The organism is Desulfatiglans parachlorophenolica (assembly GCF_055394735.1).
The window spans coordinates 2,121,673-2,138,411 of record NZ_AP042460.1; the positions used below are offsets into that span (position 1 = coordinate 2,121,673).

Sequence of the window (16,739 nt, forward strand, 5' to 3'; positions counted from 1 at the left end):
AAAGCAGCGAGGTTTTTGGACACAGCCTCCGACGGATACACGGGCTGAAGACCTGACCAAAACCAGACCAAAAGAACGAGCCGGGGTTACCCCCCGGCTTTTCTGTTCTCCACCTGACTGCACGAATGCACCGCCGCCTTGGTCGCCCTCTTCGTTTCGAGCCGCCGCGCACCATAGGGCTTGAAGATATCCCGACGGTCTTCATCGAAGTCGCAGTTGAAATAGCGCCCTTCGGGAAACTCCCCGATAAGAATGTCTTAGGCCTGCGTCGCCTTTCCAACCTGATCGGCTACCCTACTGAAGACCATTTTCTTCCGCAGGTCCTGGAGCACATGTGGCGCAATGATTCGCATGCGGCCGTTTTTTCCTCTACTGCAAAATAGACGAGGCTGATTTCCACTCCCTCGATTTCCCGGCACTGGATGGAAATGCAGCAAAGCTATGACGGGGTCGATGTTTTCAGTGAAAAATGCGTTTCCATAGGGGCGAAATCGCGATCATCATGGAGCAAAGTCAACCCTTCGATGATGCAAAAAGTCGCTATAATCACGTCAATCGTTTTCCTTGGCGTAACACCGGATTTTCGGAGGTAACGGTAGTTTTGGGCGCTTTGAATTGCGACATTGTATCCGCCAATTTGCCGGAATGTGAGAGCGCTAAGGAGGTTCTTGGCAGTTTCGAAATCTTTGTTCGATCTGAAACCCTGAAGAACCTCGGCAAGGATCAGATCTCCTATCACGACAGGGACATTCGAAAGGTAATCGTCAAGCAAGTCTGTCTGCCATGTTGAAATCCCGTTGAAATAATCGATCCATACGGATGAGTCGACAAGTATCACTTGTCCAACCTCATTTTATCGAGGTCGCCATCCCATTTTAGCTTTCCACGCAGACCTTTGATTCGCTCTTGCTTTTTGATTTGGATCAACAATTTCAGGCCGGTTTCGACGACAGCTTTTTTGGTTCTAAGCTGGCTGAGAGTCATGGCTTCATTCATCAGATCGTCGTCTATCACAATATTGGTTCGCATAAAATCACCTCCTGATCTGAGTGTGTATAAGTATTGTATCTCATACACACATGCCCGATGTCAAGCGCTAAATCATTTTATTATTTTAAAGATTTCAAATGCATGCATAAAAAACGCTCCCACGGGGATCGCCCCCAAGCGCGCTAGGATCCGCCTCGACGATCGCTTCCTGCAGCTTGCCTCGAATAGTCCATCGTTGCCGCTGCGGGCTGTCCGAAGAAGAGCGGCCCTGCGCGCCCGAGGTAGAAGTCCGTGCGCAAAAATGCTATGCTTTCGGGGCGCTCCATCGCGGCGAATCCGCGACGGGATGGCATTCTTTCCCTTTTACGGCGTTTTTGTGGAGGCAGCCGGTGAGTATCTTCAATCTCGAAAAGATCTTCATACCGTCGAGCGTGGCCGTGATCGGGGCAAGTGGAAAGTCCGGTTCCATCGGTGAAGTTCTGCTGCGAAACCTGCTCGGGACGCCGTTCGAAGGTGCGGTCTTTCCCGTCAACCCGAAATACAACCACTTGATGGGGCTCGAATGCCACCCCTCTCTCCGGGAAATCCGGCGGCCGGTGGATCTTGCGGTCATCGCCGTGCCTGTCGAGCAGGTCCCGGGGGTCCTCGACGAATGCGCCGAAGCGGGCGTAGGCGGGGCCATCATCATCTCAGCCGCAGGGAAAGAAGCAGGCAAGGAATGCCGCTCCATCGAAAACGCCATCCGTGAGCATGCGGATGCCGCCGGAATCCGGATCATCGGCCCGAACTGCATGGGGGTCGTGAGCACACCGGCAAAGCTCAACGCCACCTTTGCCGAACGGGGGCACCTGAGCGGCGGGCTCGCCTTCATCTCCCAGAGCGGCGCCATGAGCGCCGCGATCCTCGACCTCTCCGCCCGCGAGAGGATCGGCTTCCGCTATTTCGTCAGCGTCGGCACTGTCCTGGATATCGATGTCGGGGACCTGATCGACTATCTGGGAAACGACCCGGGTGTCAGCGCCATTGTGCTCTACGCCGAAACGCTCACCGCGTTGCGCAAGTTCATGAGCGCCGCCCGCGCCGTTTCGCGGGTCAAACCGATCGTCGTGCTGAAATCCGGCTGTTCGGCGAACGACGATGAAGCTGCGGACGGTTTGGAACAGCGCGTCCTTTTGGAGCAAAGCGCCGTCTACGACGCGGCCTTCAAACGCGCAGGCATGCTCCGGGTCAAGACGATGGACGAGCTCTTCGACTGCGCCGAGCTTTTCGCCAAGCAGCACAACCCGCGCGGGAACAGGCTCTGCATCCTGATGAACGGAGACGGGCCCGGCGTCATGGCGGTGGACGCTCTTGCCTCCTACGGTCTCAAACCGGCCGCCCTCGAACCGGACACCCTGGAGACCCTCGACAGGCTGCTCCCGTCGATCTGGAGCCGGCGCAACCCGATCGACCTCCTGGGAGACGCCACCCCCGAACGGTGGAAAGAGGCGACAAAGATCTGCCTGTCTGCCAGGGAGCTGGATGCCCTCATGACGGTCTACGTCCCCCAGGTGCACAACCCCTCAGCCGATGTGGCCGAAGCCCTGGTCTCCGCCTTCAAGGAAAAAGGGGTGAGCATCCCGCTCTTTTCCGTCTGGATGGGAGGCGAAGGGGCCGACCCCGGCCGGGAAACCATGAACCGGTCCGCCTTCCCCACCTACGATTCGCCGGAGCGGGCGGTCGCGGCCTTCACGTATGCCCTCTCCTACGCCCGCAATCTGGAAATGCTTCAGGAGATCCCGCCGAAGTTCAACCGGTCGCTCGACTTCGATCAGGCCAAGGTCAAGGCCGTGGTTCAGGAGGCCTTGAAAAACGGAGGCGGAATGCTCGACACGGGTCAGTCGAGGAGCGTCCTGGACGCCTACGGGATTCCGGTCAACCCTGCGGAAATCGCGCGCGGCGCCGACGAAGCGGCGCTGATCGCCTCGAGGCTCGGTTTTCCGGCGGCGATGAAGATCGCCTCGCCCGACATCCCTCACAAGTCCAATGCCGGCGGCGTCGAGCTGAATCTGAGGACACCCGACGAGGTGCGCGAGGCCTACGAACAGATCATCGCGGCAGCCCGCACCGCCCACCCCGACGCGCGCATCGACGGCGTGACGGTTCAGCCCATGCTCCGCGGCCGGATGCACGAACTGCTCATCGGCACGAAGACGGTTCCCGATTTCGGCCCGGTGATCCTTTTCGGCGCGGGCGGTCTTCTCACCGAACTCTACGAGGATTATTCGCTCGCGCTGCCGCCCCTGAGCCGCCTCCTGGCAAGACGACTGATGGAGGAGACGCGGATCTACCGCCTGCTCCAAAGCCACACGCGCAATCCCGCCCTGGCTCTCGAACTGCTGGAAGAGGTGCTGATCAGGCTGGCGCAGCTCGTCACCGATTTTCCCGAGATCACAGAGTTGGTCATCAACCCCTTCATGATCGGCCCGGGCGGCGGTATGGCGGTCGATGCCCATATCCTGATCAGGCAGGCGGACCGGCCGTCTCCCGAACACCTGGTCATCAGCCCCTATCCGAACCACTATGAAGGGTTCATCACCGTCAAAGGCGGGAAGCGGATCTTCGTCCGCCCCATCAAACCGGAGGATGCCCCGCTTCTGACCGGGCTCTTTTCGGCCCTCTCCCCCCTCAGCATCTATTTCCGGTTCTTCAGCCCCTTGAAATCCCTTTCGACGAAGATGCTGGCCAGATTGAGCCAGATCGACTACGACCGGGAAATGGCCCTGGTGGCCTTCGACCCGGATGAGGAAGAGGAAAAGGTCCTGGCCGTGGTGCGTTACATGGCCGTCCCGCGGAAGGAGGAGGCGAATTTCGCCGTGGCGGTGGGGAGCCCCTGGCAGGGCCTGGGGATCGGCGCCGCCCTGATGGAGCGGCTATTCGCCATTGCGAGGGAGGAAGGCATCAAGAAGATCACCGGCGAGGTGCTGGCCGAAAACTATCAGATGCTGGCGCTCGCCCGCCGGTTCGGCTTCGAAATCGGCAAGACGATCGAAAACGGCCAATACATCATCACCCTGGACTTGAGCAAGTGAGGACCGCGGCCGCTCGAGGGGGAGACCGATGGCATACAGAGCGCGGTTCTTCGGACGCTCAGAGGCGCCTACAACCCGGGGGACAGCGCTCCGAGGCTGTACAAGCAGCGATTCACCCGCGAACCGACGCGGGTGCATTCTGAAAACCCATAGCCAGGAAGGAGGTCCAACATGAAATGGTCATTGGCGCAGTTGGCTGCAATGCTTCTCGTGAGCATCGTTCTTGCATTCTCGGCAGGGGCCTGCGGCCAAAATTCCCAGGAACCGAAGGAGCCCGAAAAAGCGCAGGAAACGCCTGCAGCTATCGTGGCGGACCAAAAGCCCGTGGACGCCCCGGCCGGCGAGGTGGAGCAGGTGGAAGAAGCCGCCCCGTCAACGGAACCAGGACTCGCAAAGAGTCCTTCGCAGGCCGTAGAGGATGAACCGCAGGCCGAAGAACCTCCGGCCCCGCCGGAGGCGGAGGAGAAAACCACCCAGGAAGCGGCTGAGCCCGAGAAGCCGATCAGCGGCGAGGCCTCCGCTGACCCGGCTGTTTCGGCCGGCGTGGATTTCCCTCAGGAATTGAAGACGATCACGATTTACAACGCGTCCTACCTGGAGCACAAGAAAGGGCCTGTGCCCTTCTCGCATGCCATCCATGTCAGCGAATACAGCGTCGGATGCGGCGAATGCCATCACGATGAGAACGGGGAACCCCTGGCGGATTTGGCCGTAGACGACCCCGTTCAAAAATGCGCCGAGTGTCATCCTGTTCCCGCCGGCCCGGAAGACAAGGATGAATACCAGCAGGCCATGCACAAAAACTGCCGCACCTGCCACGCCGCACACAACAAGGAGACCGGCACGAAAGACGCCCCCGTGCTGTGCAACCAGTGCCATCAAGAAAAGTAGCCGCACCCAATGGTGCGGCGCCGATTCCAATCAATAATGTGCAACCTTTAAGAAAGTAGCTGCCTTCCAAAAAGCTGTTTAACTTTCTATCCGGAAATGGTCTTTTTGGCCAATCTCGGCGTCAATCTGCACGTTTGCTTGTACGGCGACCACCAGGTCGCCTCCGCGCAACCGCTTGATTTTCTTGATATTGGCCAAAAATCCTCATTTCCGGATTGGAAACTGGCTTCTACCGGGAAATCATTTCCGGATAGATACTAACTAATTTGGACAAGATTGATGTATCACAGTATAAGGCATGTATGGCAGTGAGGTTATAGATATAACCAATTCAAAAATAAATTTTTCTGTGTTTTACTTGTTTATTTCTTCTAAAACAAGTCCCTTTGTTTCAGGTGCAAGAATGAAAACGATAAATGCTGCCAGAAGAAAGACAGCTGCTCCAACAGCAAATACCATTGCATTGTTTCCCCAAGAAGATGCGACGATAATCCCAGTCACGTAAGGGCCCAAAATTGCTCCCATGCGCCCACAAGCCATACACAATCCTGTACCCGTTCCCCTTATCCGCGTAGGATAAAGTTCAGGTGTATAAGCATAGATAGCTGGCCATAAGTTCCACATGCAAAATTGCATAACGAGTCCCCAAGCAATGATGGTACCCAAGCTAGCGGCGTTGCCGTAAAAATAAGCAGATATACCGCTTCCAAGAAGTGAGCATACGACCAAAGCCTTACGTCCGATTTTATCTATGAGATATGTCGCGGAAAGGAATCCTGGAATTCCTGCACTCGTGATCCAAATAACATATTCAATTGATTTGATAATCGCAAAGCCTTTCTCTACTAGAAGAGTCGTGATCCAAACATTAATCGCCCAATAGCCAAATAGAGCCGCTGGCCATAACGTGCAAAGCATAATAGTACGCCTGACATAATCTTTTGACCAAAGCTCGGCGAATCGAGCTGGGCCATGCTTTTCCATAAAAGAGGCAACCGGAATCGGAGGTAAGGGGCTAGCGCAGCGTTTAGATACTTCCTGTTCGATTTTCTCTAGGGTTTCATTGGCTTCGGCGTTTCGACCGATCGATTCTAACCAACGAGGGGATTCAGGAAGACGTCTTCGGATAACGAACAGCCATATGGCAGGAAGTGCTTCAGCGACAAAGACCCAACGCCAACCAATTTGCGGGAGAAGGAGATAGGCAACCAGTCCTGCTGATATGACACCAATTGGCGCCAGCCCCTCCATGACTGTCATATACCGTCCTCGCGAGCTCTTAGGGAGGAATTCTGAAAGCATGGCACTCGCAACGGGGTATTCTGCGCCTAAACCTACACCGAGGAGAAATCTGAAAATCAAAAGCGAAGTAAAATTCCACGAGAGAGCAAGCATCAACCCAGAAATGCCCCAAATTATCATGGACCATTGAAGCATGATTTTTCTGCCAATTTTATCGGCCAGTTTTCCTGCTACGATTGAGCCAACCAGCATCCCCCCCATGCTCATAGACCCAAGCAAGCCAGCAAGAGCATGTGTTAACCCGAATTCTTTAATGAGTGACGGGAGTAAAAAGCCCAGTGCACCCATATCAACAGCATCAAAAAAAACAGAGAATATAATTATAATCCCAATACGCTTTTGGTAACCCGTCATTGGTAAACGCTCTAATCTTTGGGGAATGGCAAAAGATGCTATTTGATTTCCAGCAATCATTCAGATCTCCTTATTATATAAGACTACCGAAGAATCTAGTATACTTATAAATAGAGCTTGCTTTTGCAGTTAATGACTCCATCACCAAAATATCATCAATTATTCTATAATAGTGTTTTGTATTAGATCCATGCTTTGTGTAGAACGCAGTTCTGATAACTAAAAAACGTAGATATAAATAATTGTATAGTCATAGATGATATATAAAAAAACATTAGTGAAATAGCATAGATTGTCTTGATAATACATATAATAAACGGCATTTAATTTATGATGATTATTTACATAAAAAATCATATATATTATAAGAATTCAACGAAAATGACTTTTCCAATAAGCAATTAATCCTATGACCCCATATCCAGATGCCCGCTGTTGATGCTCAGGCTCCGCCCGGGGCCCATGGGTGTAAAATTGTAAATAGGGGGCAGATTGTACTTTTTCCATGTTTCGTACCACGCGATATCCACTTCTAGATAATACTCCAGGGGGATGGGCGGCTGGTCGTACTTGCCAAGGACGCTTCCAGGTTCAATGACCCAGCTCGAACTTCTTGGCGTCACGCCATGGCTCATCAGGTGCTCCCAGGCTTCTTTCATGGATTTCACCGCATCGCTCCACTTGTCGAACCCCCATGGCTTCGCCAGTTCACAACCCGAAACGAAAGTCGGGACGACACAACCCTCCCCAAAAACGTTGACCGAATCGCAGACCCGCTTGACCCACTCGTCACGGCCGATCTTGGCGTTCTTGCCAGGGCAATACTGCTTGAAAAGCTCTTTATCCCATACCTCGATATTGGCATGATGGCAATTCACACCAGCGTCTTTGAGAATCTTGCACTCTGCTTCCGTGAGCGCCGTGGTCTGCATGTGAATCGTCCAACGCCAGCCGATCTTCTCGCGGACGGCGCGGATGTACTCGGCGTAAAAATCGATGTTGTCCTTGTCTTTGAGCTGCTGCGATGACCGGTAGATGGCCCCTCCCGTAAACAGGATGCTGTGATTAATGGGTTCACGCTCCTTGTTGAAGATGGTGTCCAGCACCGTCACGACGTCGTCGATGCTTTTGTGGATCAGATAGGGGCGTCCGGTCTTGGACTGCTTTCGTGCATTGCTGTTGATGTCGCAAAATACGCATTCCTCCTTTGCGCCCCAGTACTGGCAGCTTCTAAGAATCGTGCAGAAAGTCAGATACCCCCAGAAAACCGAGGCAGCCACGTCTGAATAAGGAGTCCCATCCGGTAATTTATAGTTGTAATAAGGAGGCTTCGAGCGAAGTTCCACATCAGCCAGATAGTTGTTCTCCCAAAAAAGTTGGAGCTTTCCGTCCACACAATCCACCTTGTAGGGGGTCTTCTCAGGCTGTTCAAGGCAGGATTTATTGTTAGATAGTCTCAAAGCATAAGGTCCATCTTTGAATTTAAAGCACTCAGGAGCTTTAATGAATTCCTGTTTCTTCATTTCCTCCACGTCCATGGCGTCATAAGAAAAGAGGTAATAGGACTTGGTGGCGAATTTGGAGGATTCATCCAGGGCCTCGGGGGTGAAAGAAACACCGAGCCTCAGAAGATCTTCTTTGATGATCACTTCCTTGGGGACATCACGATAGGTCTCGAAATAATGATCCAGATCGTATGGGGTGTATGGCATTTTACCAGGCATTGCTTTCTCCTTTCTATACGACAACAGGATTTAGTCCAAAAATGTGAATCGTTCTGGACTTGACTCTTTCCAGGCAACCACCCACGTTTCCGCGGCAGCTCAGCCGGAAACACTCAATCCCGGAATGTTCAAGAGATGTGCCAAATACCCACTAAAGTGTAACTATATGAAATAACAATAAGGCAACCCGTTTTGTTTCAGCCCTTCAAACCTTTTCGTATCCTGCGGCATATGCCAGGATGCCACCTTGTCACACTATGACAGGACATGACAACGAGACCACAGATATGACAGAATGTCACATCCAGGATCCCGCAAACGTGTGGTTACCGCACAAGTCATACAGAATTTTCACAATTATATCATGCAGATAAAACGTAAACATCCAAACAGTGGCACGTAATTTGATAATTGTTCTCACAGGGCCCAAGGCGGCCTGAGTCAACTTGACTTACACACAGGAACGTTGCAAACTTGAGGAGGACAGACCAGGATCGGGAATCGTTCCGGTTTGACATAGCATCATGATGGATAAAACCCTTCTGGAATTACTAGGGATGAAAGCGCAGCTAAACCCCCTTCCCAAAGATATTGCCATTTCCTTCGACGGGATGCCGGGGCCGGCCTTGGGTTGTCTGATGGTGGACCGCGACCTGAAGCTTCTCTGGCACCGGCCTTTTATAGCCAATTGGCCCTCTTCTGCAGCCGACATCCGCCATTGCTACGAAATCCTGCACAAAAAGGAGCCCTGTAAAACCTGCGCCGCCCTGAATGCCTTTGCTTCGGGGCGGCCAGCAAGTTGCGAACAGGTAATCGTCAGCAAAAACGGCGGAAGGGTGCACTATCACGTTGTGGCGTCACCCGTCCGGGACGACAGCGGCCGGGTCTCGGCCTGCGTGGAGATCATACAGGATGTCAGTTCGCGGGTGAAAGCCAGCGAAACCTACAAAGAGGTCAGCGAGTTCAACTACAACATCCTCTTCAACGCCCCGGTAGCCATTTTCACCCTGAACCGGTCAGGGATCATCACCAGCACCAACCCGGCCCACCTGAAGATCGCCGGCGACCCGCCGCTCGACAAACTCATGGGCATGAATTGGCTCGACTCGCCGAATGTCATCAAATCGGGGCTGAACCATTACCTGGAAAAAGGGCTGGAAGGCGAAAGCTTCGAAGTTGTCGACTTTCCGTACACAGCCTACCTGACAAAACGTCCTCTTTTCATGACGCTGAAAGGCGTGCCCCTTCGCAACAAGCAGGGCGAAATCGAAGGGCTCCTCTGTATCCTCGAAGACACCACGGAAAAGACGCGTTACCTCAGGGAACTCGAAAAACTGCAGCAATACAACCAGAACATCATCGAGTCCATCACTAACGGTCTCATGGTCATCGACCTGGATCGGCACGTCCTCACTTGGAACAACGGTATGTCCACGATTTTCCAGGTTTCATCGGCTGAAGCCATCGGCCTGGCACTGGACCCCTGTTTGAAACGGATGGGTCTTCTAAATATCAAGGAACATATCCGGAAAAGCCTGGAAAACGGCGAAACCTTCAACCTGGAAAAGGTCGCCCTGCGCAGCCCGGTGAGAGGATTTCTCTCATTGAATTTGAAACTCATGCCCCTTTTTGACGAGAACCAGCAGCGGGCCGGCGTGATCCTTTTTTTCGAAGACATCACCCAGAAGCGAAAAATTGAAATCCAGTACCAAGTCCTCTTTGACGGTGCCAAAGACGGCATCGCCGTGACCGAAACCAGCGGACGGTTTCTGTCCACAAACACCAAGGCCCTGATCTTTTTTCAGACACGTTGGAGCGACCTCCAGCACCAGCACATCCAGGATCTCGTCCATCCCGGGGACCAGGAGCGATTCAGCGCCAATCTGGCTGCTATCCGTGAGGGCAAACAAACACAGCCGTTCGAAATCCGGCTTGCTGGCCGGACCCGGGAGCCCGTGCCGGTGGAATTAAGCGTCTCCCGCGTCCTGGTCGACCGGGAAATCATAGCCCTGCAGTTCATCATGCGCGACATCCGGGAGCGGCTGCGGCTGGAAAAACAGCTCCTTCAGGCCAGCAAACTTTCAGGGCTCGGTGAACTCGCCGCCGGAGTCGCACACGAAATCAACAACCCCCTTGCCACTATCGCGGGCTGCGCCGAGGAGGTCCTGGACCTTCTGGAAGAATGGGCCCCCTCCATGCAGCCTGAGCAGTTGCAAGATCTTCAAGAACTGGTGAGGATTATGCGTGACCAGTCCTACCGCTGCAAAGATATCACGCAAAACCTGCTGGACTTCGCTCGCGTGAACGCGCCCTCGCTCCTGGAGGTGGACCTCAACGAAATTCTTCGCAGTGTCCTCGCGCTCGCAGGTTTTCCCGCCCAGTATGGCAAGGGCCGGGTCGCTTTTGAACCCGCCCCTGACCTGCCATCCATTCAGGCCGATTACTCTCAGGTCCAACAGGTCTTTCTGAATATTCTCAAGAACGCCCTCGATGCCACAGAAGAGAGCGGAACCATCCTGATCCGGACGAAAGTTCGCAACGGTTTCGTCTCCACGATTTTCAAGGATACCGGAATCGGCATGACGAAAGAGGAACAGGAACGCATGTTCGACCCGTTCTTCACAACCAAACCGCCGGACAAAGGCACCGGGCTCGGGCTCGCCATCTGCTATCGCATTGTGGAAAGGCTCGGCGGGGAAATCGAAGTTGTCAGCCGGAAAGGGGCGGGAACAATCTTCAAAGTCAACCTTCCGATGAAATAGGATATCCGCATGGAACAAGGCAAGCATATCCTCATCCTCGAAGACGAGGTCCCCCTGAGAACCCTGTACCAGCGTCGCTTGAAACGTAAGGGCTGTCAGGTGGAAGGCGTTTCGACCGCGGAAGAGGGGCTCAAACTTATGGAAAAGCAGTCTTTTCACATCGCCCTCGCCGATATCCGCATGCCCGGCATGAGCGGGATTGATTTCCTGAAAGCGGCCAAAGAACTGGACCCCCTGATGGAGATCATCATGATCACCGCTTACGGCAGTATCGAATCAGCCGTCCAGGCAATGAAACTCGGCGCTTACGACTATCTCACAAAACCCTGCCACCTACCCGAGTTGGAAATCATCGTCGACAAAGCCTTTGAGAAAAACACCCTGCAACAAAAGAATCTCCTTTTGAGAGAGGCGCTTCTAAACAAGACTTCACAAGACATGCTGCTTTACAAAAGCCCCAGGATGAAGCACCTCATGGTGGACCTGGAGCGGGTGGCAGGCACAGATACGCCTGTCATCCTCCAGGGGGAAAGCGGGACGGGCAAGGAGCTTGCGGCAGGCCTGATTCACAGGCTGAGCCGGCGGCATGACGAAGCCTTCATCGTCATTAACTGCGCCAACCTCCAGGAAGAACTGGTGGAAAACGAATTGTTCGGCCATGAAAAGGGGGCCTATACCGGCGCAGACCAGCGCAAATGCGGTCTGATCGAAATCGCCAATCAGGGAACGTTATTCATCGACGAAATCGGGGAAATGAGTGCATCGGCACAGGCAAAAGTCCTCCGGGTGCTGGAGCAGAAAACCTTTCGACGGGTGGGCGGGCACCAAGAGCTGCGTGCGGATGTGCGGATCATAGCAGCAACCAACCGGAGCCTTCAGCAGGAGGTATCCGAAAAACGTTTCCGGCATGACCTTTATTACCGCCTGAACGTGGTGCAGCTCACGATTCCACCCCTCAGGGACCGTCCCGAGGACATCCCGCTACTTTTGGACTATTTTCTCGAAAAGAAAAACCGCCTGCTGAACATGAACAAAACCATCAGGCCCAACGCCAGAGACAGTTTTATGAGCTACGGCTGGCCCGGCAATATCCGCGAGTTGGCAAACGTTGTTGAAAGAGCGATCATTTTGTCCGACGGAGATTACATCGACACCAAAGACTTGCCTTTCTCAAAAACATCTGTTGAGCGCGTGGATCTCCGATCGCTCGCAGACGTTGAAAGAGAGCACATCCTCAAGGTCCTCGACACAACCAGATGGAACAAGACTCAAAGCGCTGAAATCCTGGGAATCAGCGTTCGAAACCTGTATCGTAAGATTGATCAGTATCAGACCCGGCAAACGGCGCAGCGTTCACATAGGTCAACACTGTCTCTGTAACCCCGCTTTTCTTGCACAGGAAACAAGGAATGCCAGCGTGCCCGGAAGCGCCAGTGACAGCGCGAAAAGCTTATCTCCGACCATAGATTACAGAACCAATCAGCGCGACTGTCTGCTTCAACGCCACCGCAACAGCCGCAGTCCGCAGCGAAGCGGATTGCAAAAGAGGATTCGATCGCCTTTGGTTCAATCCGCATGCTAACTTGTTTCCATCCGGAAATGGTCTTTTTGGCCAATCTCGGCGTCAATCTGCACGTTTGCTTGTGCGGCGACCTACAGGTCGCCTCCGCGCAAACGCTTGATTTCCTTGATATTGGCCAAAAACCCTCATTTCCGGATTGGAAACTGGGTTCTATAAGAAAATCATTTCCGGATGGACACTAACTTTCCTCTCCAGTCGGAGAGAGGTCATGATCGAAAAATATCAGCTTCGCCCCGACGCGGCAAGAAGGATCGCAGGACCGGAAGGGGATGCTGCTCCCTTTGCTTATAGCCGCTATACTCACTGTTCAAGATCCTCTTTACGGTGTTTCTAGAGTCCCCAGTCTCACGGACAATTGCATTGATCTTCTCACCATAAACCCGATACACATCACAAAGTCTTAAATCTCAACAATTCGTATTACCATCAGATCCGTGAAATTGGCTGAGCAAGCTACCGGATGATTTCGTGCCCACTATGATGCCAGAATAAATATAAGCTTAGAAAGTGAAATTCACTTTACAATTACTATGATATAATTTTCTCTAATCCTGTATCAAACAGATCACAAAGACAATTTCCTTAGCGCCTCCCAAAATTCCCGATCCTTGTCCTGCCAATTTGGTCCAAATTTATCACCGCAGAAATTGGACATCTTTTCATACCAACACCACCAATAGTCCTTACCTTTTTCCTTTGCCTCCAATAGGTCCGACAGATGTTCAGTGATATTTTTCATTTCCTCTTTTGGTAAAAAGGAAGCAGCGCCCTCCTGCCGAGCTTTTACAATATTGTCGGTGCTTAACGCATGCGCTGTAAGCATCAAAGAAATAATATTCTTTTTCCGTGCAATTTTCAATAACTCATATCCGTTGACACCCATGATATCTAGAATTGCAATATCGAAATCTTGATTTTCTAGTAGTAATTTAGCTTCTTCAAATGTGGAAGCTCTACTCAAATGTGCCATATCCAATTCTTCCTGAAGCGCATCGAGCACATCCGACTCATCATCAACCAAGAGAATCCTTTTCCCTTGGAGCAAATTTTTTCCCATCATCTTTATTCCTCTATCGCATATACTGGAAAGTTAATTATTATATACCGGAAATTCTATCGAAAACAGGTTAAATAACTCAGAGATTCATAAAGGTGCTTGGTCATGAATTTTTAGGCCAGTAGAAAATCCATCGTAAGTAATATAAGGCACCTTTTGCCTGATTTCTCGCATCAATATCGATCGCCGCATAAGCACTCAGATAAATTTGTGGCGTGATAACATAATAAAATGTCGGACCTGTCCAAATTTTTCTACCCCACGATTGCCCGGGAAAATCGGTTAACTCACGACCGCTGTCGGTTTCGTCTCTCTCCTTAAAATTTCCACCGATATCCCAGCCAACTCGCATGCTTTGGCCAACGCTGACAGCCGGACCTATAAGCCAATCGACACGGTTTCCGGGTTTAATGTTTATATCCTGATTTTCGAAACGATAGGTATACTCTACAGCACCCTCAATGGCCCATTTTCCAGTTCCACCAAGAGGGCAACCATCAAAGAAAAATTTGGAGAAACGTAGATCGAACCGTGCATCATATTGATTGCTGCCAAGATTTACACTTCTATCGCAATCAAATTCCCCAATAGGGAATTTGATGCCGAAACCTGGAGCCAAATTTATTCCTAAAGGCCTCCATTTTTTTTCAGCGTTTTCATTTCGTATCCAGGCATTCACCCAAACATCACCCATACCGGAAGATGAATTATCACAACCAGGGAAATTATCTATCTTCAACCGGGACACTGGAATCTGGCAATCGAATATCCAGTATTTAGTAGAATAAATCGGCCGTAAGAGCAAAATGTCCTGCGTCAGATCGATGTGTTTCCCATCACCCATATTTATTTCGTGACCTTCTGTATCCATGAACTCATTTGAATGAAATCTCATCATCCAGACCTCCATCCAATATCCTTGAGGCATAGTAGCCTCAAAATGACCTGCCATCGTCGGTCTGGAGCAAATCAAAGACACGAACACACAAAATATGAGCAATTGAATAATCCTCATACACATAAGCTTCACCTCTAAAAACAGGCACGAGCCAATCTATTGCCATAATATTTACAGCTTGGGTTTGTTAATTAAAAACACAATATTATAGGTAAAAAAAGCGATTTTTTACACTCAGAACATAGCATTGACATTAACACACTTCAATCCGCTTTATTAAAATAAATCAAATAACTTAAGATTATAAAAAACTATGGATTCAAAAGTGATCAAGCAAAGTAATTTTTAAACATCTACAACCACGCAATCTTTAAAATCGTCCAAGCAGGCGCCGCCCAATAACGATCTTCTCAACCTCTTTCGTACCTTCGTAAATTTCAAGGACCTTGGCTGCACGGTAAAAGCGTTCTACATCACTGTCATCCATATACCCGTATCCACCATGAAGTTGTAGCGCCTCGTCCACGACCTCGACAGCAGTCCGGCCTGCATTCATTTTCGCCATAGCTACAATCTTGGCATCCACAACCCCGCTATCCAATTGCCCTGCCGCTCGGTACGCAAGGGTGCGCGCCAACTCAATTTTGGTTGCCATCTCGGCAATTTTAAATTGTGTAACCTGAAAACCGGCAAGCTTTTGTCCAAATTGTTCTCGGGTTTTCACATGCCTGATTGCCATTTCAAGAGCGCCTTGCGCCAGGCCTACTCCGTGACCTGAAACATAACATCTTGAACGATCAAAAAAATTCATCAACTGGCTAAAACCGTTGCCACGTGTGCCAATCAAATTGGTCTTGGGCACGCGTACGTCTGCAAAAAATACGTTGCCAGTGTCTGAGGCCCGAATGCCCATCTTTCCTGTGATTTTGTCCGCTTCATATCCCGGATTGTCGGTCTCCACGACGATGATGCTGTGACGCTTGGACTTGCTAGCTGCCTCCGCATCAGTCTGACAAAAAACAAGCATAAAATCGGCAACAGTTCCGTTGCCAATCATAACCTTGTTGCCGTTGACGATCCATTGGTCATCCATCAGAATGCCGCTCGTGGTCCCCGCGCCAGCATCACTGCCAGCATTTGGCTCGGTTATGGCGAAACCCATAACGGCATCCCCTGTTACCAGCCTGGTCAGGTATTTGCGCTTTTGCTCTTCTGTTCCATAAAGGATGAACTCCTCCGCCCCAAAGGTAACGGAACTGAACTGCTGCCCAATGCCTGGATCGATACGCCAAAATTCTTCAGCAATCAACGTTTGCTCCAAAAAACCAAGACCTGCCCCACCATAAGCTTCCGGGATAAATACCCCAACAAAACCCAGTTCAGCCCCCTTTTTAATAAGCGCACGGGGCACTTCCTCTTTTTGCTCACACTCCCGGGCTATATCTCGAAACTCCCCTTCGGCAAACTCACGTGCGGCTTTCTGAATATCCTTCTGTTCCCTTGTCAGTTGAAATTGCATTATGACATCCCTTCTTTTACCAACTCTTAGCCAGTTTCACCCGGAAATGTAAATTTTTTACCAATATCAAGCAAATCAGATGCTTGAGCGCAGGGGACCTGTAGGCCACCGCACAAGCAAACGAGCAGATTTACGCCGAGATTGGCAAAAAAGCTCATTTCCGGATATAGACTAGCCAGATATGATTTTTAGATTTTTATCAGCATTCCTATAGTAAATTGCGAATATGTGATTTTATCAATCCTTCAATGCTATAAATCTATGAATATTTTTCATACTTAAAAATTATATCATTGGAACCATCCATTACAGGCTATTCTCAGTTAAGTTTTCCAAAATCCTCGGCTGTATATTCGAATACAGCCGAAAGCACTTTAGCTTGTCTCCATCCGGAAATGATTTCCCGGTACAACCCGGTTTCCAATCCGGAAATACTTTATCCAGCATGATTCGCTTTCCAATTCGGAAATGAGGATTTTTGGCCAATATCAAGGAAATCAAGCGTTTGTGCGGAGGCGACCTGCAGGTCGCCGCACAAGCAAACGTGCAGATTGACGCCGAGATTGGTCAAAAAGACCATTTCCGGATG

At 51.1% G+C, this 16,739-nt stretch carries 16 protein-coding genes; 7 read left to right on the forward strand and 9 right to left on the reverse strand.

Features of this window, described 5'->3' with window-relative positions; genetic code table 11:
• The first annotated feature begins 125 nt into the window (after positions 1-125).
• Positions 126-383: a hypothetical protein gene (locus ACZ500_RS09925; protein ID WP_464232331.1), complete on the forward strand. Its 258-nt coding sequence runs from the start codon at positions 126-128 to the stop codon at positions 381-383.
• Between the two features lie 56 nt (positions 384-439).
• Here ACZ500_RS09925 and vapC read toward each other — a convergent pair whose 3' ends face one another.
• Complete coding sequence (gene vapC, locus ACZ500_RS09930) at positions 440-838, reverse strand: type II toxin-antitoxin system VapC family toxin (RefSeq protein ID WP_464232332.1); 399 nt, start codon at positions 836-838, stop codon at positions 440-442.
• Positions 835-1,029, reverse strand: a complete 195-nt coding sequence (locus tag ACZ500_RS09935; RefSeq protein ID WP_464232333.1) for a type II toxin-antitoxin system VapB family antitoxin — start codon at positions 1,027-1,029, stop codon at positions 835-837. The genes vapC and ACZ500_RS09935 overlap by 4 nt, the downstream gene beginning before the upstream one ends.
• Before the next feature lie 350 nt (positions 1,030-1,379).
• On the opposite strand from ACZ500_RS09935, the gene ACZ500_RS09940 reads away from it, so the two are divergent.
• From ACZ500_RS09940 to ACZ500_RS09950, 3 genes are all read left to right on the forward strand, one after another.
• On the forward strand, positions 1,380-4,061 hold the full coding sequence (locus tag ACZ500_RS09940; protein ID WP_464232334.1) for a bifunctional acetate--CoA ligase family protein/GNAT family N-acetyltransferase: 2,682 nt from the start codon (positions 1,380-1,382) through the stop codon (positions 4,059-4,061).
• Positions 4,062-4,232: 171 nt separating this feature from the next.
• Positions 4,233-4,952, forward strand: coding sequence for a cytochrome c3 family protein (locus ACZ500_RS09945; protein WP_464232335.1), 720 nt, complete (start codon positions 4,233-4,235; stop codon positions 4,950-4,952).
• A gap of 96 nt (positions 4,953-5,048) precedes the next feature.
• Positions 5,049-5,213, forward strand: coding sequence for a hypothetical protein (locus ACZ500_RS09950; RefSeq protein WP_464232336.1), 165 nt, complete (start codon positions 5,049-5,051; stop codon positions 5,211-5,213).
• Positions 5,214-5,306: 93 nt separating this feature from the next.
• Here the strand turns inward: ACZ500_RS09950 and ACZ500_RS09955 are convergent, their stop codons facing one another.
• Together ACZ500_RS09955 and ACZ500_RS09960 are read right to left on the reverse strand one after the other, a co-directional pair.
• Positions 5,307-6,668 carry an MFS transporter gene (locus ACZ500_RS09955; protein WP_464232337.1) on the reverse strand — a complete coding sequence of 454 codons (1,362 nt, stop codon included), beginning with the start codon at positions 6,666-6,668 and terminating at the stop codon, positions 5,307-5,309.
• Between the two features lie 347 nt (positions 6,669-7,015).
• Positions 7,016-8,332, reverse strand: coding sequence for a radical SAM protein (locus tag ACZ500_RS09960; protein WP_464232338.1), 1,317 nt, complete (start codon positions 8,330-8,332; stop codon positions 7,016-7,018).
• A 524-nt stretch (positions 8,333-8,856) separates the two neighbouring features.
• Here ACZ500_RS09960 and ACZ500_RS09965 point away from each other — a divergent pair.
• From ACZ500_RS09965 to ACZ500_RS09975, 3 genes are all read left to right on the forward strand, one after another.
• Positions 8,857-11,094, forward strand: a complete 2,238-nt coding sequence (locus tag ACZ500_RS09965) for a PAS domain-containing protein (protein ID WP_464232339.1) — start codon at positions 8,857-8,859, stop codon at positions 11,092-11,094.
• 9 nt (positions 11,095-11,103) lie between these two features.
• Positions 11,104-12,474 (forward strand): sigma-54-dependent transcriptional regulator, encoded by a 1,371-nt coding sequence (locus tag ACZ500_RS09970; protein ID WP_464232340.1) that lies wholly within the window; start codon positions 11,104-11,106, stop codon positions 12,472-12,474.
• A gap of 219 nt (positions 12,475-12,693) precedes the next feature.
• Entirely contained in the window at positions 12,694-12,858 is a 165-nt protein-coding gene (locus ACZ500_RS09975; protein ID WP_464232341.1) for a hypothetical protein, read from the forward strand.
• Positions 12,859-13,241: 383 nt separating this feature from the next.
• Here ACZ500_RS09975 and ACZ500_RS09980 read toward each other — a convergent pair whose 3' ends face one another.
• From ACZ500_RS09980 to ACZ500_RS10000, 5 genes are all read right to left on the reverse strand, one after another.
• Positions 13,242-13,736, reverse strand: a complete 495-nt coding sequence (locus tag ACZ500_RS09980) for a response regulator (protein ID WP_464232342.1) — start codon at positions 13,734-13,736, stop codon at positions 13,242-13,244.
• A gap of 100 nt (positions 13,737-13,836) precedes the next feature.
• The gene (locus ACZ500_RS09985) at positions 13,837-14,685 is read right to left on the reverse strand and encodes a transporter (RefSeq protein ID WP_464232343.1); all 849 of its coding nucleotides are present in this window, start codon (positions 14,683-14,685) and stop codon (positions 13,837-13,839) included.
• 316 nt (positions 14,686-15,001) lie between these two features.
• Positions 15,002-16,150 carry an acyl-CoA dehydrogenase family protein gene (locus tag ACZ500_RS09990; protein WP_464232344.1) on the reverse strand — a complete coding sequence of 383 codons (1,149 nt, stop codon included), beginning with the start codon at positions 16,148-16,150 and terminating at the stop codon, positions 15,002-15,004.
• A 26-nt stretch (positions 16,151-16,176) separates the two neighbouring features.
• Entirely contained in the window at positions 16,177-16,308 is a 132-nt protein-coding gene (locus ACZ500_RS09995; protein WP_464232345.1) for a hypothetical protein, read from the reverse strand.
• Between the two features lie 278 nt (positions 16,309-16,586).
• Positions 16,587-16,730 (reverse strand): hypothetical protein, encoded by a 144-nt coding sequence (locus tag ACZ500_RS10000; RefSeq protein ID WP_464232346.1) that lies wholly within the window; start codon positions 16,728-16,730, stop codon positions 16,587-16,589.
• Positions 16,731-16,739 lie beyond the last annotated feature (9 nt).

Coding starts and splice junctions, on each gene's coding strand:
- ACZ500_RS09965 (WP_464232339.1), top strand. CDS start 8,857: ATGATGGATAAAACCCTTCTGGAATTACTAGGGATGAAAGCGCAGCTA.
- ACZ500_RS09995 (WP_464232345.1), bottom strand. CDS start 16,308: ATGAGCTTTTTTGCCAATCTCGGCGTAAATCTGCTCGTTTGCTTGTGC.
- ACZ500_RS09925 (WP_464232331.1), top strand. CDS start 126: ATGCACCGCCGCCTTGGTCGCCCTCTTCGTTTCGAGCCGCCGCGCACC.
- ACZ500_RS09990 (WP_464232344.1), bottom strand. CDS start 16,150: ATGCAATTTCAACTGACAAGGGAACAGAAGGATATTCAGAAAGCCGCA.
- ACZ500_RS09950 (WP_464232336.1), top strand. CDS start 5,049: ATGGTCTTTTTGGCCAATCTCGGCGTCAATCTGCACGTTTGCTTGTAC.
- ACZ500_RS10000 (WP_464232346.1), bottom strand. CDS start 16,730: ATGGTCTTTTTGACCAATCTCGGCGTCAATCTGCACGTTTGCTTGTGC.
- ACZ500_RS09935 (WP_464232333.1), bottom strand. CDS start 1,029: ATGCGAACCAATATTGTGATAGACGACGATCTGATGAATGAAGCCATG.
- ACZ500_RS09945 (WP_464232335.1), top strand. CDS start 4,233: ATGAAATGGTCATTGGCGCAGTTGGCTGCAATGCTTCTCGTGAGCATC.
- ACZ500_RS09955 (WP_464232337.1), bottom strand. CDS start 6,668: ATGATTGCTGGAAATCAAATAGCATCTTTTGCCATTCCCCAAAGATTA.
- ACZ500_RS09970 (WP_464232340.1), top strand. CDS start 11,104: ATGGAACAAGGCAAGCATATCCTCATCCTCGAAGACGAGGTCCCCCTG.
- ACZ500_RS09985 (WP_464232343.1), bottom strand. CDS start 14,685: ATGGCAGGTCATTTTGAGGCTACTATGCCTCAAGGATATTGGATGGAG.
- ACZ500_RS09975 (WP_464232341.1), top strand. CDS start 12,694: ATGGTCTTTTTGGCCAATCTCGGCGTCAATCTGCACGTTTGCTTGTGC.
- ACZ500_RS09960 (WP_464232338.1), bottom strand. CDS start 8,332: ATGCCTGGTAAAATGCCATACACCCCATACGATCTGGATCATTATTTC.
- ACZ500_RS09980 (WP_464232342.1), bottom strand. CDS start 13,736: ATGATGGGAAAAAATTTGCTCCAAGGGAAAAGGATTCTCTTGGTTGAT.